Source organism: Aquirufa salirivi (genome assembly GCF_045310485.1).
Lineage (GTDB): Bacteria > Bacteroidota > Bacteroidia > Cytophagales > Spirosomataceae > Aquirufa > Aquirufa salirivi.
Window position 1 is genome coordinate 149,049 of record NZ_JBEWZH010000006.1, and the last position, 23,781, is coordinate 172,829.

17 protein-coding genes are annotated in these 23,781 nt (G+C 38.8%); 10 read left to right on the forward strand and 7 right to left on the reverse strand.

Going from position 1 to position 23,781, the window contains the following annotated elements:
- The first annotated feature begins 54 nt into the window (after positions 1–54).
- The 5 genes from U0R11_RS09605 (at position 55) to U0R11_RS09625 (ending at position 5,941) form a co-directional block, all read left to right on the forward strand.
- Entirely contained in the window at positions 55–2,466 is a 2,412-nt protein-coding gene (locus U0R11_RS09605; protein WP_406751484.1) for a TonB-dependent receptor, read from the forward strand.
- A 2-nt stretch (positions 2,467–2,468) separates the two neighbouring features.
- A complete protein-coding gene (locus U0R11_RS09610) occupies positions 2,469–3,623 on the forward strand; it encodes a DUF4249 domain-containing protein (protein WP_406751485.1) in 1,155 nt (384 codons plus the stop codon).
- Between the two features lie 36 nt (positions 3,624–3,659).
- On the forward strand, positions 3,660–4,670 hold the full coding sequence (hemH, locus tag U0R11_RS09615; RefSeq protein WP_406751486.1) for a ferrochelatase: 1,011 nt from the start codon (positions 3,660–3,662) through the stop codon (positions 4,668–4,670).
- Between the two features lie 61 nt (positions 4,671–4,731).
- On the forward strand, positions 4,732–5,541 hold the full coding sequence (locus tag U0R11_RS09620) for an EamA/RhaT family transporter (protein ID WP_406751487.1): 810 nt from the start codon (positions 4,732–4,734) through the stop codon (positions 5,539–5,541).
- A gap of 10 nt (positions 5,542–5,551) precedes the next feature.
- Complete coding sequence (locus tag U0R11_RS09625) at positions 5,552–5,941, forward strand: DUF6941 family protein (RefSeq protein WP_406751488.1); 390 nt, start codon at positions 5,552–5,554, stop codon at positions 5,939–5,941.
- Positions 5,942–6,059: 118 nt separating this feature from the next.
- Here U0R11_RS09625 and U0R11_RS09630 read toward each other — a convergent pair whose 3' ends face one another.
- The 7 genes from U0R11_RS09630 to pdxA form a co-directional block, all read right to left on the reverse strand.
- On the reverse strand, positions 6,060–7,226 hold the full coding sequence (locus U0R11_RS09630) for a hypothetical protein (RefSeq protein WP_406751489.1): 1,167 nt from the start codon (positions 7,224–7,226) through the stop codon (positions 6,060–6,062).
- A gap of 363 nt (positions 7,227–7,589) precedes the next feature.
- Positions 7,590–8,480, reverse strand: coding sequence for a YicC/YloC family endoribonuclease (locus U0R11_RS09635; protein WP_406751490.1), 891 nt, complete (start codon positions 8,478–8,480; stop codon positions 7,590–7,592).
- Positions 8,481–8,484: 4 nt separating this feature from the next.
- A complete protein-coding gene (locus tag U0R11_RS09640; protein ID WP_406751491.1) occupies positions 8,485–10,920 on the reverse strand; it encodes a YfhO family protein in 2,436 nt (811 codons plus the stop codon).
- Positions 10,921–10,929: 9 nt separating this feature from the next.
- On the reverse strand, positions 10,930–11,358 hold the full coding sequence (locus tag U0R11_RS09645) for an FKBP-type peptidyl-prolyl cis-trans isomerase (protein ID WP_406751492.1): 429 nt from the start codon (positions 11,356–11,358) through the stop codon (positions 10,930–10,932).
- Positions 11,359–11,441: 83 nt separating this feature from the next.
- On the reverse strand, positions 11,442–13,883 hold the full coding sequence (locus tag U0R11_RS09650; protein WP_406751493.1) for an endonuclease MutS2: 2,442 nt from the start codon (positions 13,881–13,883) through the stop codon (positions 11,442–11,444).
- The gene (locus U0R11_RS09655; RefSeq protein WP_406751494.1) at positions 13,880–14,806 is read right to left on the reverse strand and encodes an NAD(P)-dependent oxidoreductase; all 927 of its coding nucleotides are present in this window, start codon (positions 14,804–14,806) and stop codon (positions 13,880–13,882) included. The genes U0R11_RS09650 and U0R11_RS09655 overlap by 4 nt, the downstream gene beginning before the upstream one ends.
- Position 14,807: 1 nt before the next feature.
- On the reverse strand, positions 14,808–15,815 hold the full coding sequence (pdxA, locus tag U0R11_RS09660; RefSeq protein WP_406751495.1) for a 4-hydroxythreonine-4-phosphate dehydrogenase PdxA: 1,008 nt from the start codon (positions 15,813–15,815) through the stop codon (positions 14,808–14,810).
- 213 nt (positions 15,816–16,028) lie between these two features.
- Between pdxA and U0R11_RS09665 the strand changes: the two genes are divergently transcribed.
- From U0R11_RS09665 to U0R11_RS09685, 5 genes are all read left to right on the forward strand, one after another.
- A complete protein-coding gene (locus U0R11_RS09665) occupies positions 16,029–19,889 on the forward strand; it encodes a pyruvate carboxylase (protein ID WP_406751496.1) in 3,861 nt (1,286 codons plus the stop codon).
- Between the two features lies 1 nt (position 19,890).
- Positions 19,891–20,637: a PI-PLC domain-containing protein gene (locus U0R11_RS09670; RefSeq protein WP_406751497.1), complete on the forward strand. Its 747-nt coding sequence runs from the start codon at positions 19,891–19,893 to the stop codon at positions 20,635–20,637.
- Between the two features lie 40 nt (positions 20,638–20,677).
- A complete protein-coding gene (locus tag U0R11_RS09675) occupies positions 20,678–21,580 on the forward strand; it encodes a sugar phosphate isomerase/epimerase family protein (RefSeq protein ID WP_406751498.1) in 903 nt (300 codons plus the stop codon).
- A 19-nt stretch (positions 21,581–21,599) separates the two neighbouring features.
- Positions 21,600–22,820 carry a TCR/Tet family MFS transporter gene (locus U0R11_RS09680; protein ID WP_406751499.1) on the forward strand — a complete coding sequence of 407 codons (1,221 nt, stop codon included), beginning with the start codon at positions 21,600–21,602 and terminating at the stop codon, positions 22,818–22,820.
- Positions 22,821–22,904: 84 nt separating this feature from the next.
- On the forward strand, positions 22,905–23,642 hold the full coding sequence (locus tag U0R11_RS09685; protein ID WP_406751500.1) for a LolA-like protein: 738 nt from the start codon (positions 22,905–22,907) through the stop codon (positions 23,640–23,642).
- Positions 23,643–23,781 lie beyond the last annotated feature (139 nt).

The window sequence follows — 23,781 nt, forward strand, 5'->3', positions numbered from 1 at the left end:
TCTACTTATCAGGTATTATACGTATCATTGGTTTTATTACCTCAAACCAACTGTATGATAAAACTCTTTACTAGAGTCTTTTGTGTCTTATGTTGCCTAGTCATTTTTCATAAAAGCTATTCACAATCCACCACTACTACCTTACCTTATTTAGAAGGAAAAGTTACTGATGCTCAAACAGGGGAGCCACTTCGTGGAGCTGATATTTCTGTTGACTTTAAGAAATCAGGAACAACAACGGACTCCTTAGGTCAATATCGTATTTACTTACCATACGGTGAATTTGTGGTTAAAATTAGCCATGTAGGATATAATCCATTTCGGGCAAAGATTTACATTAAAACGAATACCACACTTAATGCCCAATTAAACGATGTCACGAAGCAATTGGAAGAAGTGATTGTATCTAGTGCGGCGACCAAGCGGGATATTCAAACTCCATCTTTGGGAGTTACTGTGCTGAGTTTAAAAGGAATTAAAAAGCTTCCTACCATGATGGGGGAGGTTGATGTGATTCGAAGTTTACAAACTCTTCCTGGGGTTTCTTCCGTGGGTGAAGGAGCGAATGGTTTAAATATTCGTGGTTCCAATGTGGATCAAAACTTGATTTTCATTGATAATACGCCCATTTTCAACCCAACTCACATGTTTGGCTTGTTTTCCGTGTTTGCCTCAGATGCCATTAGGGATTTAGAATTATATAAAGGAGGCGTTCCTTCGCGTTTTGGAGGAAGAACGGCGGCGGTTTTGGACATCAAAATGATCGAACCCAATACGGAAAAGTTTAAAATGCAGGGAGGAATTGGTTTGGTTTCCAACCGTGTGATGGCAGAGATTCCTATCATCAAGGAGAAATTATCCATATTGGTTGCTGGTCGACTTTCCGTCAATGATTTTATGTTTAAATGGTTTGCGCCTACGGAATTAAAGAATATCAGGGCCAATTTCATGGATGTGGCGACTAAAGTATACTATCGTCCTAATAAAAAGAACACGATCTCCATTTCCAATTATTTGAGTCAGGATTACTATCGAGTAGACTCTTTATTTAGTATTGAAAACGTCATTGCTAAGCGGACATCCTTTGATTATGGGCATAATAACTTGGCCATACATTGGAATCATTATTTTTCAGATAAACTGAATATGATGTTAAGTGCTACTAGCACCTTATATAAAACGAAAACCTATTCTGCTGATACGGTCAACACCATTGATTTACAAAGTTCCATTGATTACAAAAATGTACACATGAGCTTTGACTATCAGCCGAGAGAAAGCCATAAAATGAATTTTGGCGCCATGGCTACGCGCTATTATGTGAAGCCAGGATCTTTGAATGATGGGGTGGTTTCTCGTGTAGCCAGAGTGGTTTTACCCGATGAACAGTCTGTTGAAGCAGCTATTTATGCAGATGATGAATGGACAATTAGTCCTAAGTTTACTATTCAAGCTGGATTACGATATGCTCAATATTGGCGTTTAGGTGCAGGTATTGTCAATGAATACGCACCAGGTAGGATGCCTTCTACCAATTCCATCATTGGGAAAAAAGTGTATGGTGATGAGGAAGTGATGGCTTCTTACGGTGGCTTAGAGCCCCGTTTGACCATGAAGTATTCCTTAGCGGAGAACACCACCATGAAATTCGGGTATAATCGTATGCAGCAATTCTTCCAATTGCTTTCCAATAATACCACACCATTACCTACCTCTCGTTGGAAAACGGCTGATTCATTCATCAAGCCCCAGCAATCGGATTTTTATTCCTTAGGATTTTTTAAAACCTATAATGAGAATGTGTACGAAGCATCCTTGGAAACCTATTACCGAGATGTTAGAAACACACTTGATTTTGTTTCTGGGGCCAATTTACAATTGAATCCAACGATAGAAACTCAATTGATTACTGGGAAAAGCAAGGCTTATGGGGTCGAGTTAATGGTTCAAAAGAAGAAGGGGGAAGTTTCAGGTTGGGTGAGTTATACCTATGCTCGTGCTTTCAATCAAATGATTGGGGATTTTCCAGAGATTCAAGCGATCAATGGAGGGGAATGGTTTGCTACCAATTATGACAAGCCTCATACCTTTAATATGATGTTGAATATTCAACCAACCACACACCATAGTTTCTCGTTTACATTTGCTTACAATACGGGTCGTCCATTCTCTTCTCCATCAGGAAGTTATGAGATAGGAGGAAAGCGATATCCTGTTTTTGCTTCACGTAACAATGACCGAATTCGAGATTACCATCGTTTGGATTTCTCTTGGACCATCAGTAACCCATCCATGGTAAAAAAGAGATGGGAGGGAAGTTGGGTCTTTACCGTGTATAATTTATATGGTAGACAAAACCCTTATTCGGTATTCTTTAAATCGAATAAGCAAGCACTACAAGCCTATGAGCTAAGTGTATTTGCAGCTCCATTTGTTTCTTTGACCTATAATTTTAAATTTTTATAGAAATGCCTACTAAGTTAACTAGCTATATTTTCTTGAGTTTTGCCTTGGTTTTTATGACTTGGGCCTGCATTAATCCCATCAAGGATTTTGCACAAATAGACTCGACTTCCTACATGACCATTGAGGCGGACATTGTTAATGACCCAAGCCTTTGTAAAATTCGCTTGACCAGTTCTGCCAATAAAATCATGTCTGTACTTTCTTTACCTGTGACGAAAGCCGATGTGTACATTGTTGATCAAGCAGGTACTAAAACTACCTTTAAAGAAGTGACAGGTGTTGCAGCAGGTACGTATTTACCACCAACAGGTTTCGCAGGTAAAGTAGGTTCTACCTATCAATTATACATCAAAACCTTGGATGGACGACAGTACCAAAGTAGTCCAGAAGAAATGAATCCTGTACCTGAGATTGAAAATATTGTTACTCAATTTGAAGTCTTGGATCAATATTCCCAAGGGGATGTTCGTCGTGCTGGATATACCGTTTATCTTGATTTCAAAGACAGCCCCAAAGAAGGAGATTACTATATGTGGAATTGGAAACATTATGAGCCCATTTCTATATGCGCTTCCTGTGGAGGGGGTGGAACTTGGAATTTCAGACAAAATACGTGTATTACACCTGCGGTAGCTACGGATCAAATCTTGAACTATACCTGTGATGGTAAATGTTGGGATATCATGACCAATAATGATTTGAATGTATTTTCTGATGTATTGACCAATGGTCAACGAATTGTAGGACGTCAGGTAGCTCGTGCTCCTTTTGATAATTATACGCCTTATTACTTTCGTTTAGAGCAAAGGGGTATTTCCAAAAATGCATTTACATTTTATCAAAGTTTGATTGCTCAAGTACAATCTAGCGGTTCATTGTTTGATGTTCCTGCCGAAACTCGGTTTAGTGTCAATGTGAAATCGGTAACGAATCCTACGGAAAAGATTTTAGGAATCTTTAATGTTTTCTCTGTCAGTAAGAAAATCTTTTATATTGATCGTACCAAGGGTATTCCTCCAGGAGAAAGGGCATTTATTCCTCAAGTTCCAGGTGAAATGTTTTTCTGTCCAGGAGCTTCTCCGGGTTGTCAAGACCGAGTTCCTTGCTTTGAAGGGCCTACAAGAACAAAGATTACACCTGAAGGGTGGACTTTATAAAATTTTTGCATCATCTTTGCGGCAAATTAGGTATATATGATAGGAGTTTTATTGGTTAATTTAGGCACTCCGGATGCTCCGGATACAGCTTCTGTACGTCGATATTTGAGGGAATTTTTGATGGATAGCCGGGTAATAGATATTCCATATCCCTTCAGGTTTCTATTGGTTAATGGCATCATTGCTCCCTTTCGTGCCCCTAAATCAGCCAAGATTTATCAGCAGTTATGGGAAGAACGAGGTTCTCCATTAAAGTTTTACGGAGAGGATGTGCGGGATGAATTACAAAAGAGTCTAGGTTCGGAATATATGGTTAAATTAGCCATGCGCTATCAAAATCCCGATTTACCTTCGGTTTTGAAGGAAATGGAAAGGATGCAATTGGATAAGTTGATCATCATTCCTTTGTTTCCTCAGTACGCCTCAGCCACTACGGGTTCTGTGTATGAACGAGTGATGGAACTCATGAGTTCATGGCAAATCATGCCCAATATTTCCTTGGTGAGTTATTTTTATCAACGCCCGGGTTTTGCTGCATATTTTGCTGAAAAAGCTAAGAAGTATCAAGCTGAACATGACTTTGATTATTACTTGTTCTCGTATCATGGGGTTCCTGAACGTCACATTCGAAATGGAGATATCACAAAAAATACCTGTGTATTTGGTCCTTGTTGTGAGCAAATCACCGAGAAGAATCATGGATGTTATCGTGCCCAATGTTTTGAAACCACTCGTTTGATTGCCAAGGAGATGGGATTGAAAGATGGGACATTTGGTACGGCCTTTCAAAGTCGATTAGGAAGAGACCCTTGGCTTCAACCTTATACCGATGAAACTATTAAAAAATTAGTGAAAGAAGGGAAAAAGAAGATTTTGGCTTTTTCTCCAGCCTTTGTGGCTGATTGCTTGGAAACGACCATTGAAGTAGGGGAAGAATACAAGGAATTATTTGAAGAAGCAGGAGGGGAACATTGGCAATTGGTGGAAAGTTTGAATAATTCTCCTGAATGGGTAAGTTTCTTGAAGGATTTGGTGCAACAATCATAAGGTCATGATATACTTTGTTTTAAGTGTTTTCTTTGCCATTTTATTATTAGTTAATTTTCGTATGCACGCCAAATTTGGGGTGGATACTAGTTTGACCATTCTATTAAATTATCCCATTTGTTTTTTAACGGGCTGGGCAGTTCAGCCCAACGCCTTGCCATTCCATTGGCCTGATATGTCCTATTCCATGGGTATGTTGGCCTTAGGTTTGGGTTTTGTAGTGACATTCTTACTAACAGGTTTTTCTACCCAGAAAAACGGGATGGCCACAACCTCACTGGCTAACAATATCTCTTTGGTCATACCTGTGTTATTTAATTTATTAATTTGGAATCGGGGAGGGGCTGATTGGACTTGGCAAATCATAGTAGGTTTATTATTAGCTTTTGGGGCCATTTATTTTTGTAGTCCTCAAATAGATGGAAAGGGGCAAAATAAATCATTGACTGCCTTATTATTGGTTTTTGTTGGTTATGGGATTACCAACACCGCCTTTAATTTTTTAAATGCGGAGGTTGCGACAGAAGCAGGAGGAACCATTCCTTTTATGTTGATGATTGTCGCTGGTGCGATTGGTGCATCGGTGTTGGAATTAATTCGAGGAACGATACTTGGGAAATTTACTTGGAATAAAGCTTCTGTATTAGCTGCTTTGCCTCTAGGGTTGCCAAATTTCTTCTCCTTTTATTTTTTATTGAAAACCTTGGATTACTTTGGAAACAATGGGGCGATTGTTTTACCCATTTTCAATATTGGTGTTATTGTTGGCTCCACGGCCGTTGCTTATTTGTTTTTTAAGGAGAAAATTAGTGGTCGACAGAGCATTGGAATTAGTTTAGGCTGCATCGCCATTGTGCTATTATTGCTTTAAAGAAATATATATGGAAGTAGAAATATTCACTTTGGCGGATTTTGCTGCCGACTATGGACAGGGTAAATTGGTGATCAATGGAACCTTTGACAATATCACCGCCAAAGAGTTTCCGGCCATACATCCATCTTGTGCCATTGTAGCACGTATTCGTATAGCGAATAAAGAGGCAGGATTGCATTATTTTCAAATAGATGCCTTAAATCCGGAAGGAGATAATTTCCATGAGCCTTTCAAAGGCGAGTTCACTGTTGTAAAGAATCCCAATGCGGATCATACCACCTTGAATATCATTTGGAATTTAGTTCATTCCAAATTAGATATGCCTGGCAAATACGCTTTTGAATTTTACTATGACGGGGAATTCAGAACAGGTCTGAGCTTGACGGTGGGGAGGTAGAATGTATAATGTAGAATGTAAAATGTAGAATTAGGAATGTAGAATTATATTGAATCAGTTTTTGGCTATAGTTTGAAAAAATAGACCGAATTTGAACTAAAATAAAATCTGCTGTTTTCTACTTCTCCCTATTGATTAATTCCCAGACTTTCACATTGAAATTGGTTCTATTTATCCCAATGATTTTTTCCATAGTTTTAAAATAATCATTGTTATTTTGGTTGTATTTTCCGCTTTTTAATAGTGTTAAAACTTCAGAAAAACCTTTTTCTTTTTCAATTTTTTGCACAATTAAGGCATTAATTACATACTCAGGCATTAAATATGCTTCTTTACTTTTTCCGAAGTCCTCAAATTTTCCATAATATTCTAACCAATTGGTCTGTGGCTTATTTGAGACCTTTTCTTTGAATGTCTGAAAGATTTCTTTCCAACTAATGCCCCAACTTCCCCCGTATAAATAAGCACAGCCTTCATCAACGGCTTTGTTGGTAGTACTTCTAAGAATGACATTGTTGAGCCTGTCATGCCATAAGTCATGAGCATCAAATTTGTCAAAATGGGCATTATTGGTAGCACTAATTTGTAATAGCGTACCATTTTCATTGGAGGTAAATGTATTAGAAATCATGCCGTTATAATCCATTTTATACAGCACACCAATATTGCGTAACCCTTCTTGCAAATCATTAAATCCATACCATTCTATTTTGCTACTTTTGGCATGTAGCTTTTTGTCAAAATCGTTTACCTTTTCTGCGTAAGCTTTTGCCGTTTTTTTATTTATTGTGCTTTTATAATGGAACAATGAGTTGCTAATCTTTTTCGTTTTCCATGTTGTTGTATTGTGTTTTAAGGGGGAGCAAAAATAGAATTGACCATTCTTTTGCTTGCCTAAAATTTCATAGCTAGCTTTCAAAATAGGCGTAATTTCATTAATTCCAAGGTATGAAAATTGAATTTGGAATGTAGAATCGTCAAGTGCAGTAACATTATTCAGATAGCATTTATAAAAATTGTTGTTATTAAATCGCCCAATTTTTTCTACTCCTTTTATTTCGTCTAACAAAACAGATGTTTCTAAGAGGTCTTCATTTAAAACATAGGTGTTTTCATTGTTCGGTTTTTCCTTTAGGTTTAGAAATCCATTTATAGATTCAAGTAGCAGTTTTTTTACAATGGTATCTTTCGGAAGATTAATGTTATTAGGTACAATAATTTGGTTGTTTTGCCCAAAGGCAGTAATGGAAAATAAAAGAAAGATATACGTTAGTGTCTTTATCATGAAAACATCATTTTTTGAATGGGGTATAATTTTCGAAATAAATAAATAGTACCGGAAAGTATAAGGGTTATTTCTTTAATCTAAATTTGATATGAGAGGATGATATTTTTCAATTTTTTTTAATTGTTTCATTTATAGCCCCAAATACCTATTTTAATATCCTACGTTATCTACAGTAAAAATTTGCTTGTTTTTCAGGTATTTTCGAATCTTTCCATTGTGGTTTTAAATCAGATTCAACGAGTAAATGACCTTAAGAATAAAGTGCGGAAAGTCAACAAAGACGGTGGGGAGGTAGAATTTAGTTATTAGTGTTTAGTTATTAGATTCTTCAATTACTAATAACTAAACACTAATCCCTACTTAAAGCACATTCGCTGTTTGCTCCTTGATTTTTTCCAATTCGTCTTTCATGTTAACCACGATACGCTGGATGTGCGAATCATTGGCTTTGGAACCAATGGTATTGATTTCACGGCCAATTTCTTGAGCCATGAAGTTTAATTTTTTACCATTGCCTTCTTTCAATACCTCTAAGAAATACTCTAGGTGAGTCGCTAAGCGAACTTTTTCTTCTGATATATCAAATTTCTCAATGTAGTAAACCACCTCTTGTTCAAAACGATTTTGATCAAAATCCTCATTCAATCCTAAGTCTAATAATGACTTTTTCATCCGTTCACGGATATTGGGCATACGGATCAAATCTTGCTCTTTTACGGCATCCAAGCCCAATTTGATGGCTGCGATGTACTCCTTGAACTTCTCCTCTACCACATTCCCTTCGCGTAAACGGAAAGATTTACATTCTTGTGTCGCTTCTTGTATGATCTCAAAGATGGATTGCCAAAGTGCCTCGACCTCTTCCTCCGTTTCTTGCGTTTGTTCTGCTTGAATGGTATTAGGCATGGATAAAGCATGCAAATACAAGGCGGTTTCATTGACAGACTCTACTCCAACTTGCTTAGCTACTCGCTTTAATTCACTGAATAGTTCTTCAATATGTTTTTCAGGCAATAAGCTGGTAGAAACCGATTCATTGGCTCTCTGCATGCTCAAAGACAACTCTATTTTACCTCGTTCTAATTGCTGAGTGAGGTAATTTCTTACTTCAATTTCTCTGGCAGAAAGCGACTTAGGTAAGCGGCAAAATAAATCGGTGAACTTGGAATTCAAACTCTTGACCTCTACTTTGATTTGAAGATCTTGTATTTCTTTTTGGGCCTTCCCAAAACCGGTCATCGAATAAATCATATACTTAAACTTTCTTTTTTCTATACTCTAATCCCAAGGACAATCCTAAGAATATAATCAATCCTATGGAAGCTAATCCATCTATTTTGCCTCCAGTTTCCACAGATTGAGGGGCAAATTTGAATTCAATTTGATGCTTGCCGGCAGGAACTACCAAAGCACGTAATACATAATTAGCACGTACATGTGGCACTTCTTTGCCATCAATGTAGGCTTTCCAATCTTGATTTCCTCGATAATAAATTTCTGAAAATACCACTAAGCCCGAAGCACTTAATTGGCTTTGATAGCTTAATTTATTGGGGGCATATTGACTTAAAGAAACTTGTCCAGCGCTAGGAAGAGGCTGGAAATTGCCTAGGTATTTTTTGTCTTGAATTTCCAAAATGGCTTCTTGTGCTGGGTTAATTTTCTCAATAGCATTCAATGCCTCATCAGCATTATTGGCCCATTTTATTTGAGATACTACCCAGGCATTACCTAAGGCTGTTGGATTAGTTTGAGCAATGGCTTGGTTAGTAGAATCCATACCAATCACATATTTGGTATTCAACATATTCAACACCGTCATTTGCGCAGGACTTCCTGCAAAATATTTCTCAACCAATTCTTGGTATCGACGAAGCTTAGCCCCATGATATCCACCTATTGAATGGTGGTAATAACTGGTAGTGGCATCATTCATGAATGACACCGTTGAATTCAATACTCGGAATTGACTTTTGTCGGATAATATTTGTTGATCGGCCGGACTAGGTTCAATTTGTTCTTCTAATGTGCTTTTAGAAACAAAAAAATCTTTTCCAAAATAGCGTTTAGCAACAGGCGCCACATCCAAGACTAATAAAAATACTAAACCAAAAACCCAGATACTTTTTTTGACTTTTTCTAAAGTGCTGACAAATACCAAAGCCGCAGCAAACAAGATGAAGAAAAAGCTTCTCCAAGCATCAGATGTAAATAGAGCAATACGGTCCAGGCGAATGCTATTCCAAATGGCAGAGTTCAGATTGGTATCTTGTATTAATTGCATACCATCTTGAGGTCCTTTGAACGAAAGAAATAAATCCGGCAAGATGGCTAAAATCAAACATAAACCTGCGGTTAATCCAAAGGAGATGAATAAAGGTTGCTTGATCTGTTGAAAACTGGGTTTCTCTTTGGATAATTGAATCAAGCCCAACATGGCTAGGGCGACCAATCCAAATTGGACAAAAGACAAGACCATGGTAATGGCTCTGAACTTATTGAAAAGTGGAAAATAGTCGAACAAAAAGCCATTAAAGCCAAAGTTTTTCCCCCATGAAAAGGTGGTAAATAATACCGTGATGAAGATGATCCACCATTTTTCTTTACTTTTTACATAGAGCGCTGCAAACAAAAATAAGAAGATGATTACAGCCCCAGCATATGCTGGTCCTGCCGTATAACTTTGCTCTCCCCAATAGGTAAACCCTTTTTCTACAAAACCCAATGTTTGTTCTTCTGGAATACCAGCATCCGTCATGGTTTTAAAGGTGTTGGATTTTGTTCCTCCCAAATCGCCCTGAGAAGCGCCACCCATGAAATTAGGTATTAATAAAGTCCCTGTTTCTGCTATTCCATAAGACCAATCAAAGGCATATCCTTTATCCAGTCCATCTCCACGAGACGCGTTTGCTTTTAATTCGGAAGGTCCTCTTGTCGTTTCTTTACTATACTCATAGTTATTCCATAAACGCATGGTATGAGTGCCTAAAGCCAAAACCAAACCTAAAGCCATCAGCAGTCCATTAATCAGCCAGCGTTTAAACTGGCCTGTTTTAATGGCTTCACTCAATAAGTATAGCTTGATGGCGCCTATGATGAAAAATAAATAATAGGTAATTTGAATGTGGTTGGCATATAATTCAAGGGCCATTCCTAGGGTAAAAATGGCTAATCCCAGCCATTTTCTTTGTCCCCAGCACAATCGTAAACCTGCTAAAACCACAGGAGCATAAGCCAAGGCTAAAACTTTAGACGTATGTCCTGCTGGAATGATAACCATGTTGTAGGTGGCAAAAGCATAGGCAACAGCACCAGCAAATCCTAAGATAGGAGAGATGCCCATGGCCCATAAAAACAGGTACATGCCAAGCAGTTGTAAGAAAATAAGGTTAACTGGGTTAGGTAGGATATTAGTAATCCAGCTACCTAAGTAGCTGGAAATACTGTTTGGATAAGATCCTGAAATCTGGTAAGACGGCATTCCACTAAACATGGAATTGGTCCACCAAGCGTCTTGTCCCGTTTCATTTTTAAATTGAACACTTTCCCTTGCCGCAGCTTGCGCCTGCTGTATGTCGTGCTGGATTAAAACTTTTCCCTCCAATACGGGACCGCAGTATATAAATGCAATGATGACAAAGCCTAGAATGACTAAACCATGAGGCAAAAAGGAACGAAAATCAATTTTCATAATTGGGAATTATTTAATCGCGACTAATTCTAATTCAAACGTTAAATCTTTTCCAGCCATAGGATGATTCGCATCCAAAGTCACATGTGTATCTGTCAAATCAGTAACTGTTACTTCCATGACATGTCCACCATCTTGGTGCATGTTTAAAGTAACACCTAATTCTACTGGAATATGTGATGGAATTTGGTTTCTCTCAATAGTCAAGGTGTTTTCTGGAGAATGCTCACCATATGCTTCAGCTGCTGGAATTGTAATGGTTTTTTTCTCACCAATGGCCATACCCGTTACACCATCATCAAAACCTTTGATAACCATGCCTGAACCTAATTGGAATTCTAATGGGTTACTTCCTACGGATGAATCAAAGATACTGCCATCGGTATGTTTTCCTGTGTAATGAACGGCAACCTGGTCGCCAGTTTTTGCAATAGACATAATGTATTGTTAAGTGTAAAAAATCAGGGACAAAGGTCAGTATTTTTTTATTAATCGAGGCATGAATGAAGGAAGATTTTCGGCTATTTCATGGTAATGACACTGATACCAGCACCTCCACGGTCAGCATGCTCATCTTGAACCTGCTTAATTTGAGCGTAGCGTTTTAATTGTTCTCTGACCAAACTCCGTAAAATACCATCTCCTTTGCCATGCAATATGCGCACTTCGGGAGCTCCTAATAATAGCACATCATTGATGTATTGGTCCAAAGTTACCCAGACTTCCTCACCTCTTTTACCTCGTAAATCTAGCGTTAAGCTAAATTGCGCCATCCGATCATTGATGTCAATGCCTTTTAATGGAGAAGTTTTTGTTTTCTCCGATTTAGGCGCTAGTACTTTTTGTAAGCGCTTTAACTTGATCGTTGAGCTAATGGAACCCAATGCCAGTAAAGCATCTTTTCCTTTGATTTCCAACACTTGTCCTACGGTGGGTTCACTTCCCCCATCTTGAATCGCCACCCAATCACCTACGGTAATGGGACCGCTAATGACCTTGACCACAGGATTCGAAGAGGGTTTTGGTTTTACGGGGGCTTCAATCAGTGATTTTTGCGCAAAATCATCCAACTTTTCTCGAATTACTTTGGTTGCTTCCTTGCCTGCCGCCTTTTCTTTGATTTCTCGAATGGTTTGCTCAATCCGTTGATTGGCTTCTTTGACCAATTGCTTGGCTTCAGCTTTGGCCTTATTAATGATGTTTTTTTGCTCATCTTGCAAATGATTTTTCAAGTGCTCATACTGTTGCTTGATGGCATCTACTTGTTCATTTTGAAGACTAAGGCTATTGTTTTTACTTTGCCAAATCTGCTTTTCAGTTTCAGTTTCTAATAATAATTTATCAAAATCGACCTGCTTTTTGCCCAATTTTTTCCGGGCATTTTCTATGATACTTGATGGTAAACCTATTTTTTGGGCAATTTCAAAGGCGAATGAACTACCCGGTTTTCCCATATCGAGTATAAACATGGGTTCCAAATGGGCGGTATCATAGCGCATAGCGGCATTGAACAATCCTTCTTTGCGATCGGCTAAACTTTTTAGATTACCAAAGTGTGTATTGATGGCACCATAGCAACCTTTATCTGCCAATTTCTCCAGAATAGCCTCGGCAATAGCTCCTCCCAAGGATGGTTCTGTACCTGTTCCAAATTCATCCACCAAAACCAAGGTTTTAGTATTGGCATGTTGAAGGAAGTAGCGCATATTACTCAAGTGAGAACTATAGGTACTTAGTTCATTTTCTAAATTCTGTTCATCCCCCATATCTAGGAAAATTTGCTGAAAGAAACCCATGCTAGAACCTTCTTCAATAGGAACCAAACATCCCGATTGGTATAGGTATTGTAACAGTCCAACTGTACTTAGTGTCACTGATTTACCTCCTGCATTCGGGCCAGAAACCACCATGAGGCGCTTTTTTTCGTCCAAATGAATCGACAATGGCTTGATTTTCTTGCCTATTTTCTCCAAAGATTGTTCTAACAATGGATGACGGGCATTTCGCCAATCTAAATTGGGGATCTCTTGTAGATGAGGTAAAATGGCACGATGTTCTTGTGCCCACATGGCTTTGGCACGTATAAAATCAATCAATCCTAACCACTGTAACCATTGAGCCAGCATAGGCACCATGGGTCTAACTCGGTCCGACAAACGTGAAAGTATTTGAATGATCTCTCTTTTTTCAGCGGACTCCAATGATTTAATTTCATTATTGGCCGTTAGGGCATCGGCTGGTTCTAGAAAGACCGTTTTACCAGTGTCGGATTCATCTTGGACAAAGCCTTTAATTTTACGTTTATGTTCGGCGGCTAAAGGAATCACCATCCGTCCATTCCGAAGCGTCAAGGAGAAATCCTTGGAAATCCAGCCTTGTTGTTGAGCTTGATTCAATAAGCTATCCAACTTCTTTCTCAGACCTTGCTCTTCCGCATTTTTTTTCCGACGGATCTCACCCAATTCGGAAGAAGCATTTTCTTTAATTTGCCCATTGGCATCAAATACTCGCCCTAATTCCTGAAGTACAGGCAATAATTGCATGTAATCTTGATCGGATATTTCAGCAATTTTCTGGGAATACTGACGGGTTAATTGATGTAATTCTGGGTAGCTTTCAGCATCTAATAAATGAAAGAAGCGAATGCATTGATATAGTACTTCTAATCCTCTTTGCCAATCTCTCCATTGGTCGGCTGATAAGTAATTGCCTTCCAATGTTAAGGGGGCGAGCCATGGACGTAAATCATAGTAATCTACTTGTGGCCATTCACCTCCACGCTCAGCCATCAATTGCTTCATTTCATGCACTTGATTTACCCATTGTTTCACCAAAGGGAATCGGTTCGAAAAGCGCATTTTCTCCGCAAATTCTACTCCCATCTGGCTGAGACATGCCGCTTTGATATCGGCCTGAACATGGCTAAAGCCAATTTTGTCGGCTAATCCTTCTGGGTAATTCATGCAGTATAAAAGGCTTTAATTTTGGCAAGAAGTACCTCATTGATTTTGCGGTAACTTTCGTTTGTCCATCCAGCTACGTGTGGACTGAATAGGGTAGCAGGAAACGAACTGATTTTGTTAAAGAGTGCTTTATCTTCTTCTGACCAGGTGATGATTTTTTCATTGGGCAACACATCGAGAATCAATCCTTGAATTTGCCCCTTTTCTAATCCTATTAATAAAGCAGGCAATGGGCTTATAGCGCCACGTGAACTATTAATGAATACAATAGGCTTTTTAAATTGAGAAAGCCATTGTTCGTTGACCATGCCACGCGTTTCGTCTGTTAAAGGAATATGCAATGAAACGATATCGGCCTGATTGAAAATATCAAGCATTTCGGCACTATATTGACTAACAGGCTGGTATTTGTCATAAGCTAAAATGGTTGATCCAAAGGAGCTCAATCGACTGGCTACCGATTGCCCCATGTGGCCATAACCAATGATGCCAATGGTTTTACCAGAAATCTCCCAACCTCTATTTCCTTCTCTATCCCAAATACCTTGTCGCACTTCTCTGTCGGATTTATGCAAACGATGAGCTAAGCTTAACAATTGACCAATGACATGTTCGGCCACAGCTTCTTTATTTCCTTCATTTGCGGCAAATACTTCGATATTTCTCTGGCTCGCCGCTTCTAAATCAATCAAATCCAAACCTGCGCCAGCTCGGGCGATAAATCGAAGGGAATGGGCTTTTGCTAGAAATGAAGCATCTATTTTGAGTTTACTCCGAACCACCAAACCTTCAAATATTGGAATTTGCTGGATGATTTCCTCTTTACTCCAAGTACTTCCATCCACCACAGAAAAATGCATAGCCTCCAAGCCTTGTGGCATGGATTCATGTACTTCATCAATGATTAGGACTTGGGCGGACATCTTATGCTTGCATTCTGTTTTTTACTAAATCGAGTGCCAAAAAGATGGCATGCATGAAAGAACTTGGGTCTGCTTCATTTTTACCTGCAATATCATACGCAGTTCCATGATCAGGGGATGTTCTAATGATAGGAAGTCCCGCTGTGAAGTTGACACCTGTATCAAAAGCAATGTATTTGAATGGAATCAATCCTTGGTCATGATACATCCCTAAAACGCCGTCAAATTCTTTGAATTGTGCTTTACCAAAAAAACCATCTGCAGGATAGGGACCAAACACTAAATTCCCTTTGCTCCTAAACTCATCGATGACGGGTTGAATGATTTCTAATTCCTCTTTTCCTAATAAGCCTGATTCTCCAGCATGTGGGTTTAGTCCTAAAACAGCTAATTTGGGCTTATCGATGGAGAAATCTTCCTTTAAACTCTTTAAAAACAAGTTGATTTTATCTTTCAGCAATGCAGCATTCAGGGCATTACTTACTTCTTGCAAAGGCATATGTCCCGTAGCAACTCCCATGCGCAGGTTGTCACTCACCATCATCATCAAGGATGATTTGGCATCAAAACGTTCAGTTAAATATTCTGTATGTCCAGGGAAGGAGAATTCCTCCGATTGGATGTTGTGTTTGTTAATTGGTGCAGTCACTAAAGCAGACAACGAACCGCGATCTAAATCTTTGATAGCCAATTCTAAACAATCAAAAGCCGCTTTTCCTGCTTCTGGTGTTACTTTGCCCGGTTCAACCACCGTGTCCTTGTCGTCCCAAGCCGTCATTAAATAACTCTGACCCTCTTGAACCTGATTTAAATTATCTATGATTTTAATGGACCAATCTTTCAGTTCTAATTTTTGACGATAAAAATCCAAGACCTTTTTGGAACCATAAATGACAGGGGTACACCATTTCAAAATTCTTGGGCTACCCAATGCTTTTAAAATGATCTCTGGACCTATGCCATTATAATCACCTAGGCTAATACCAATCAAAGGTTTATTTGTGTTCATGCTTCAAAAATTCAGCCTGCAAGTTAAGAAATTTCGAGGGAAGAGAACTTGATTTTTTTTATGGTCCCTTTTTCAAAAAATAATCTACCGCCAAATTGGTAACGAACCCTACAATTATTGTAAATTTTTAATATTTGGCAAATAAAATGGGTCAATAAATGCAAAAATGCCAATTATTTTAGCATTTTTGTTAGAATGCAATAATTGAAGATAATGCCAAAGTCATACGTAAGAAAAATTTCTAGTCTCCTTATCGCCAATCGTGGTGAAATCGCTATTCGTATCATGCGTGCTGCTTCCGAGTTGGGGATTCGGACCGTCGCTGTTTATACCTTTGAAGATCGATATTCTTTACACCGTTATAAAGCGGATGAAGCTTATCAAATTGGTAAGGACGATGAGCCTTTAAAACCATATTTAGATTACGAGGGATTGATTGCCTTGTGTAAAAGTAAAAATATTGATGCGATACATCCGGGATATGGATTTTTATCAGAGAATGTCAATTTAGCTCGCAGATGTAGGGAAGAAGGAATTGTCTTTGTAGGTCCTTCACCTGAGGCGATGAATGCCTTAGGTGATAAGGTAGCAGCGAAAGTAGCAGCTATGAAGGCCAATGTTCCCATGATTCAAGATTCCAAAGGAGATTTATCTGATTATTCTTTGGCTTTGTCCGAAGCCAAACGTATCGGCTTTCCTGTGATGGTGAAAGCGGCAGCAGGTGGAGGTGGACGTGGTATGCGGGTGGTTCGACTGGAAGAAGATTTAGAAAAGGCATACAGTGAGGCACGTAATGAGGCTAAGAATGCCTTTGGTGATGAAACAATATTTATTGAAAAATTCATTGATCAGCCTAAACATATAGAGGTACAGTTATTAGGTGACCAACATGGAAATTTGGTACACTTATATGAACGTGATTGCTCTGTTCAGCGTCGATTCCAAAAAGTGGTTGAAATAGCTCCTTCTTTTGGTCTTAAAGATGAAACAAAAAAGAAATTATACCAATATGCTTTGTCCATCGGTAAAGCAGTCAATTACTACAATGCAGGTACGGTTGAGTTTTTAGTAGACCGTGATGAGAATATCTATTTCATTGAAGTTAACCCTCGTGTTCAAGTAGAGCACACGATTACAGAAGAGGTTACTGGAATAGACATTGTTCGTACTCAGATATTAATTGCCCAAAATTACAAACTTTCAGATCCGGGTATTTATATACTGTCGCAGGAAGATATTCCATTAAGAGGATTCGCTATCCAGTGTCGTATTACGACCGAGGATCCAACGAATGGCTTCAAGCCTGATTTTGGAACCATCATTGCCTACCGTAATGCAGCAGGTTTTGGTATCCGTTTAGATGAAGGATCTTCTTATCCTGGAGTAAAAATATCTCCATATTTTGATTCCATGTTGGTGAAGGTTTCTGCCAAAGGCCGTACTTTATTGGGTGCTGCCGAACGTTTAAATCGTGCATTAACAGAGTTTCGTATTCGTGGGGTGAAAACCAACATTCCTTTTTTAAGAAATGTGATTTCTCATCCAATCTTTCAAAATGGGCAGTGTACTGTTCAATTCATTGATACACATCCTGAATTATTTAAGTTTACCCCAACCAGAGACCGTTCTACCAAAGCCTTACGTTATTTAGGAGAGGTAATTGTCAACGGAAACCCTGACGTAAAGGTTAAACCTACGGCGAGTTTCAGACCACCCATTATTCCTTACTCGGATGCCTTGTCGGAATTTCCAAAAGGCAACAAGCAGTTATTGATGGAATTGGGACCCGAGAAATTTGCGAAGCATATTCGTGAAACAAAACAGGTTTTGTTTACAGACACGACGTTCCGAGATGGACATCAGTCTTTATTAGCGACGCGTGTTAGAACACAAGATATGTTGGCTGTAGCATCTGGCTTTGCCAAATCTTTTCCTCAATTATTTTCCATGGAAGTTTGGGGGGGAGCTACCTTCGACGTAGCTATGCGATTCTTACAGGAATCACCTTGGAAGCGTTTGCAAGAATTCCGTCAGGCTATGCCTAACATGCTCCTTCAGATGTTGTTCCGCGGGTCTAATGCCGTAGGATATTCGGCTTATCCTGATAATTTGATTGAGAAGTTTGTGGAGAAATCTTCAGAAGCAGGTATCGATGTTTTTAGGATTTTTGATTCTTTGAACTGGGTGGAGGCGATGAAAGTGTCTATTCGTGCCGTGCGTGAAAGAACGCCAGGTATTGCCGAAGCTGCTATTTGCTATACGGGCGATGTGTTCACCAACGAGAAGTATAATTTACAATATTACTTGGATTTAGCTCGTCAATTGGAAGATGAAGGAGCTCACATGTTGGCCATAAAAGATATGGCAGGTTTATTGAGACCTTTCCAAGCAGAGTTATTAGTTAAAGAACTTAAAAAAGCAGTGGATATTCCTATCCATTTGCACACGCATGATACGGCTTCCATTCAATCTGCCACCTATTTAAAGGCGATTGAAGCAGGAGTGGATGTTGTTGATGGAGCATTAGCTGCTATGTCAGGTCTTACTTCACAGCCGAATTTAAATTCATTAGTTGCTATGATGCAAGGTCAAGCCAACCAAGATTTGCTGGATTTGGATGAGATGAACAAATATTCCAACTATTGGGAAGCAGTTAGAACTTGGTATACACCATTTGAATCAGAACTAAAAGCCGGTACTGCTGAGGTATATGATAATGAGATTCCAGGTGGACAGTATACTAACTTGCGTGGACAGGCTGTGGCTTTAGGTGTAGGGGATAAGTTTGAATTATTGAAAGACAATTATACGGAAGCGAATAAGTTGTTTGGCGATATTGTTAAAGTTACACCTTCTTCCAAAGTAGTAGGAGATATGGCTATTTTTATGACAGCCAATTCTTTAACTGCGGAAGATGTTTATGCCAAAGGAGCAACCCTTTCTTTCCCGGAATCAGTAAAAGATTTCTTCAAAGGAGGACTAGGTCAGCCTTATCAAGGATTCCCTAAACAATTACAGGAAATTATCTTAAAAGGAGAGACCCCAATGGAAGGAAGACCGAACGACCATTTGGCTCCCATTGACTTCGATAAGGATTTTGCGGCTTTTCAAGCGAAATTCCCAGATAATGAAGGTGGGTTCTATGACTATTTGTCGTACATGATGTATCCGAAAGTATATGAGGATTACTACAAGAATCACCAAATTTTTGGCGATCTAACGGCCATGCCAACACCTGCTTTCTTCTATGGCTTAAAACAAGATGAGGAAATCATGATTACCATTGAGCCAGGAAAAACGATCATCGTGAAGTTCTTGCACATGTCTGAACCTGATGAATCAGGCTTGCGCAATGTGACTTTTGAATTGAACGGTCAGGCTCGTAGAATCAAGGTATTAGATAAAAACATTAAGGTAGAACGCCCACAACATGTGAAGGCTTCTCAAAAAGGAGATATTGGGGCGCCATTGCAAGGTCGACTTAGCCGTATTTTGGTGAAACCAGGAGAAGAGGTTAAGAAAAATGCACCTTTGTATGTCATTGAAGCCATGAAAATGGAATCCATTGTTTCAGCACCTTTTGAAGGGATCATTGGTAATGTTGTATTACATGAGGGAACCGTAGTAGAGCAAGATGATTTAGTATTAACCTTAGAGGAGGCTAAATTACCAGAACCTAATGTGGAGGAATACTTATTTGTATATGGTACGCTTCGTCGTGATTGTGGTAATGACTTACATCGTTTATTGGCTCGGAATTCTGATTATGTAGGTATGGCTACTTACCAAGGTCGTATGTATCAAGTAGCGGATTATCCAGGTATTATAGCTTCTGATGATCAGAAAGATCATGTAATCGGGGAGTTGTATTTATTATCGAATACAATTAAACTCCTGAGTGTCTTAGATGAGTATGAGGAGTTTGATGCCGATAAGCCTGATAAGAGTTTGTTTGTTAGAACCAAAGTTCAGGTCCAATTGAATGGACAGGCAGTAGAAAGTTATGCTTATTTGTACAACAGACCTACCCAAGCCAATACGCTAATTAGTTCAGGGGATTATTTAAAGAAGTAAGATGAAAGTATTTTTTGGTATTTTATTATACTTTGTTTCCTGTAATTTATGGGCACAAAAAGCCTTGCTGAAAGCACATGCTCACAATGATTATGAGCATACAAAGCCATTCTATGAAGCATTTAACCTAGGCTTTGGCTCTATTGAAGCAGATGTTTATTCCATCAAAGGGGAATTGCTGGTGGCTCATGATGTGAAAGATGTCAAAGCAGATAGAACGCTAAAGACTTTGTACATTGATCCCATTGTGAAGGTTTTGTCGGAAAATAAACAAGGTAATTTTCATCAGTTTCTCATTGATTTTAAAACAAGTGCGGATTCTACTTTACCAGTTTTAATAAAGGCCTTGGAACCTCATAAAGATTTGTTTATTCAAAGAGGACTAAGAATTGTGATATCAGGCAACCGGCCAGCGATTAAGAATTATGTCTTGTATCCTACTTGGATCACATTTGATGGTCGGTCTACAGAAATATATCCAGCAGGCTTAGGGAATCGCATAGTATTAGAAAGTGAATCCTTATACAAATTTGGCGCATGGAGTGGTCAAGGTCCCATGAGTCCTGAATTGAAAGAGAAATTGAAAGCTTATGTAGACCGAGTACATACTCAAGGCAGGAAATTACGCTTATGGGCTACACCTGATAGTTTGCTGGGTTATCAAACTTTATATGATTTAGGAGTGGATTATATTGGAACAGACCATTTAAGTGAATTAGCCGATTTCTTGCGATTAGCTGTTAAGTAGAATATACAAAACCTTACCTTTACTTTATAAACCTACAACTATGATTAAGCGTCGGGAGTTTCTCCAGCAAAGTTCTTTATTAGCCATGATGGCTTCTTTTCCTGCTTCAGCGGCAAATTCGTCCTTCAAAATGGGTTATTCTGCCATTACTTGGGGAGGAAAAGATGATCAAGCCATTTTGGATATAGCTTCATTGGGATTTAAAGGGATTCAGTTGAGAGCCAATTCTTATACCAAATACAAAGATAATCCTCAGGAATTAAAGGCTTTATTGGATGCTTCTAAGCTTCAATTAGTGATGTTCTCTAGTGGGAATGTGGAGATTGATCCAGCTAAAGTTCCTGCTTCGATTGAGCAACATGTAAATCATGCCAAGTTTGTCAAAGCTTTAGGTGGGGATTCCATACAGTTAACGAATAGTTTACGTAAGAAAGGCGAGGTCCCTAGTCAAGAGGATTTATTGAAATTAGCTGAGGTGATGAATGAAATTGGCCGAAGAACCCAAGAAGTGGGTGTTCAAGCGACTTACCATAATCATATGAATCAGTTTGGAGAGACGCCTGAAGAAGTAGACACTTTGGTTAAGCATATGAATCCAGCATATTTACGTTTATTATTAGATGTGGCTCATTATCATCAAGGTGGAGGCAAGCCAGCTGATGCTGTTTTGAAATATAAGAAGATCATTCATTCGTTTCACATTAAGGATGTAGAGAGTCCAATCAAAGGGCAAGAAACTAATCCAGCTTCCTACAAATTTGTGGAGTTAGGTCAAGGGGTGGTGGATATGAAAGGAATTTTTACCAATATTCGAAAAATCAAGTTTAAAGGATGGGCCATTGTTGAATTGGATAGCGTCCCAGATAAAGCGAAAAGTCCATTGCAATGCGGTACTATCAGTCGAGATTTTTTACGCGATACCATCAACTATAAGTTTGTGTAAATGCCTCAATTAGTAAAAAATGGCTCGTAAAAATGGTTCGGCAAGTATGTTATTCATTTTCATTACATTGGTTATCGATGTTTTGGGAATAGGCTTGATAGTGCCTATTATGCCAACCTTAATTTCAAGTTTTACAGGTGGAGATTTAAGTTCAGCTTCCCAATATTCGGGCTGGATGATGGCATCTTATGCTATCATGCAGTTTTTGTTTTCACCGGTTTTAGGAGGTTTATCTGACCAATTTGGACGAAGGCCCATTATATTAATTTCCTTATTAGGCTTTAGTTTAAACTATTTGATTTCGGCCTTGGCACCCGATTTGATTTGGTTGTTCTTAGCCCGCATTTTTTCTGGAATAACTGGGGCAAGCTTTACCACAGCCCAAGCTTACATTGCTGATATTTCTAAGCCAGAGGATCGTGCCAAGAATTTCGGTATGGTGGGGGCAGCTTTTGGAATAGGATTTATTATTGGACCTGCTGTGGGAGGCTTTTTAGGTAGTTATGGTGTGGCAGTACCCTTTTATGCTTCAGCCATATTGACTTTGTTGAATGCCATGTACGGATATTTTGTTTTACCAGAATCCTTGGCCAAAGAAAACCGTAGAAAATTTGATATCAGACGTGCAAATCCATTAGGTTCTTTGAAAATCTTTACGCGCTATCCCTTGATTTCGGGATTAGTTGGAGGCTATTTCTGTTTACAATTAGCGGGTCAAGCACATCCAAGTACTTGGTCCTATTTTACCATGAAAGTATTCTCTTGGACACCTACAGAAGTGGGGTATTCCTTGGCTTTTGTCGGTGCTATCGTTGCCATCGTTCAAGGGGGATTATCTCGTTTTATCATGCCAAAATTGGGGGATAAAAGAGCTATTTTATACGGATTAATGATGTATGGACTAGGTTTTTTCTTGTTTGCCTATGCATCAAAATCCTGGATGATGTATGTATTTATGGTTCCTTTTGGGTTAGGAGGAATAGCCGGGCCTGCCTTACAAAGTATGATTACTCAGCAAGTAGGTCCAGATGCACAAGGAGAGTTGCAGGGTGGATTAACAAGTTTACAATCCATCACGACCATTTTAGGACCTTTAGTGGCGTCTAATTTGTTTGCTTATTTTACTTCATCTGCCGCTCCAATTCAATTTCCTGGAGCAGCATTTTTCATTGCAGGAATTCTCGTATTTATTGGTTTAGCCATCGTATTGTCTTCCATTTCCTCCCGAAAAAGGATTTAATTGATAATTGGTGGATTCTAAGGATGAATGATTTTTAAGTTCTACCTAATTCCTATAATTTCGAATTCATATAAATCCCTAATCATGAGAAAAATCGTTTATTTATTGGCTTTTATAGCTTTCTGTAGTAGTTCATTTGTTCTTACCGCTCAAACTGTTGATGAAATTTTAGCCAAACACCTAGAGGTCATGGGTGGTGCCGAAAAGTGGAGTAAAGTTAAGTCTGTGGTTCAAAACACCAAGTTTACCATTCAAGGAATGGAGATACAATCCAAATCCTCCATTTTAGTGGGTAAGGCATTTCGTTCTGATATCGAAGTCATGGGTAATAAAATGGTGCAAGTGGTGGAGGGTGAAAATGGCTGGTGGATTCGTCCTCAAATGATGGGTGGTTCAGGTGAGCCAGAAGACATGCCTAAGGAAATGGTTAAAGTGAGTAAAAACCAAGAGTCTGTGGGTTCTTTATTATTGACAGCTAAAATGGAAGGTAGTAAAATCGACTTGGTCAATAAAGAGAAGTTGGATGGAGCTGATGTTTTTGTATGTCAAATTACCAAGAAGGATGGAGACGTAGGTACGGTTTATTTATCAGCAAGTACCTATTTAATTCTGAAATTTGCAGCCAAGGTGAATCTTGGAGGACAGGCAGTTGATACGGAATTGAAATTTTCTAATTATAAAGCTGTAGATGGTTTGTATTTTCCTTTTTCTATGGAAACAGCTAATCCAATGGGTGGGGGAACCATGCAAGTGGATACCACATCGATTGAAATTAACCCAACTTTAGAAGCAGCGATATTTGTTAAGCCGGTGAAAAAATAGATTTCGGTATAAAATGAGTTAATTTGAAGAAGCCGAGGATTTAAATCCTCGGCTTTTTGATGTAAAAACATGTCAACCAATAGATGGATATTTCCGGTGTACGAGCCGAGGATTTAAATCCTTGGCTTTTTGTTTGAAA

Coding starts and splice junctions, on each gene's coding strand:
- U0R11_RS09605 (WP_406751484.1), top strand. CDS start 55: ATGATAAAACTCTTTACTAGAGTCTTTTGTGTCTTATGTTGCCTAGTC.
- U0R11_RS09610 (WP_406751485.1), top strand. CDS start 2,469: ATGCCTACTAAGTTAACTAGCTATATTTTCTTGAGTTTTGCCTTGGTT.
- hemH (WP_406751486.1), top strand. CDS start 3,660: ATGATAGGAGTTTTATTGGTTAATTTAGGCACTCCGGATGCTCCGGAT.
- U0R11_RS09620 (WP_406751487.1), top strand. CDS start 4,732: ATGCACGCCAAATTTGGGGTGGATACTAGTTTGACCATTCTATTAAAT.
- U0R11_RS09625 (WP_406751488.1), top strand. CDS start 5,552: ATGGAAGTAGAAATATTCACTTTGGCGGATTTTGCTGCCGACTATGGA.
- U0R11_RS09630 (WP_406751489.1), bottom strand. CDS start 7,226: ATGATAAAGACACTAACGTATATCTTTCTTTTATTTTCCATTACTGCC.
- U0R11_RS09635 (WP_406751490.1), bottom strand. CDS start 8,480: ATGATTTATTCGATGACCGGTTTTGGGAAGGCCCAAAAAGAAATACAA.
- U0R11_RS09640 (WP_406751491.1), bottom strand. CDS start 10,920: ATGAAAATTGATTTTCGTTCCTTTTTGCCTCATGGTTTAGTCATTCTA.
- U0R11_RS09645 (WP_406751492.1), bottom strand. CDS start 11,358: ATGTCTATTGCAAAAACTGGCGACCAGGTTGCCGTTCATTACACAGGA.
- U0R11_RS09650 (WP_406751493.1), bottom strand. CDS start 13,883: ATGAATTACCCAGAAGGATTAGCCGACAAAATTGGCTTTAGCCATGTT.
- U0R11_RS09655 (WP_406751494.1), bottom strand. CDS start 14,806: ATGTCCGCCCAAGTCCTAATCATTGATGAAGTACATGAATCCATGCCA.
- pdxA (WP_406751495.1), bottom strand. CDS start 15,815: ATGAACACAAATAAACCTTTGATTGGTATTAGCCTAGGTGATTATAAT.
- U0R11_RS09665 (WP_406751496.1), top strand. CDS start 16,029: ATGCCAAAGTCATACGTAAGAAAAATTTCTAGTCTCCTTATCGCCAAT.
- U0R11_RS09670 (WP_406751497.1), top strand. CDS start 19,891: ATGAAAGTATTTTTTGGTATTTTATTATACTTTGTTTCCTGTAATTTA.
- U0R11_RS09675 (WP_406751498.1), top strand. CDS start 20,678: ATGATTAAGCGTCGGGAGTTTCTCCAGCAAAGTTCTTTATTAGCCATG.
- U0R11_RS09680 (WP_406751499.1), top strand. CDS start 21,600: ATGGCTCGTAAAAATGGTTCGGCAAGTATGTTATTCATTTTCATTACA.
- U0R11_RS09685 (WP_406751500.1), top strand. CDS start 22,905: ATGAGAAAAATCGTTTATTTATTGGCTTTTATAGCTTTCTGTAGTAGT.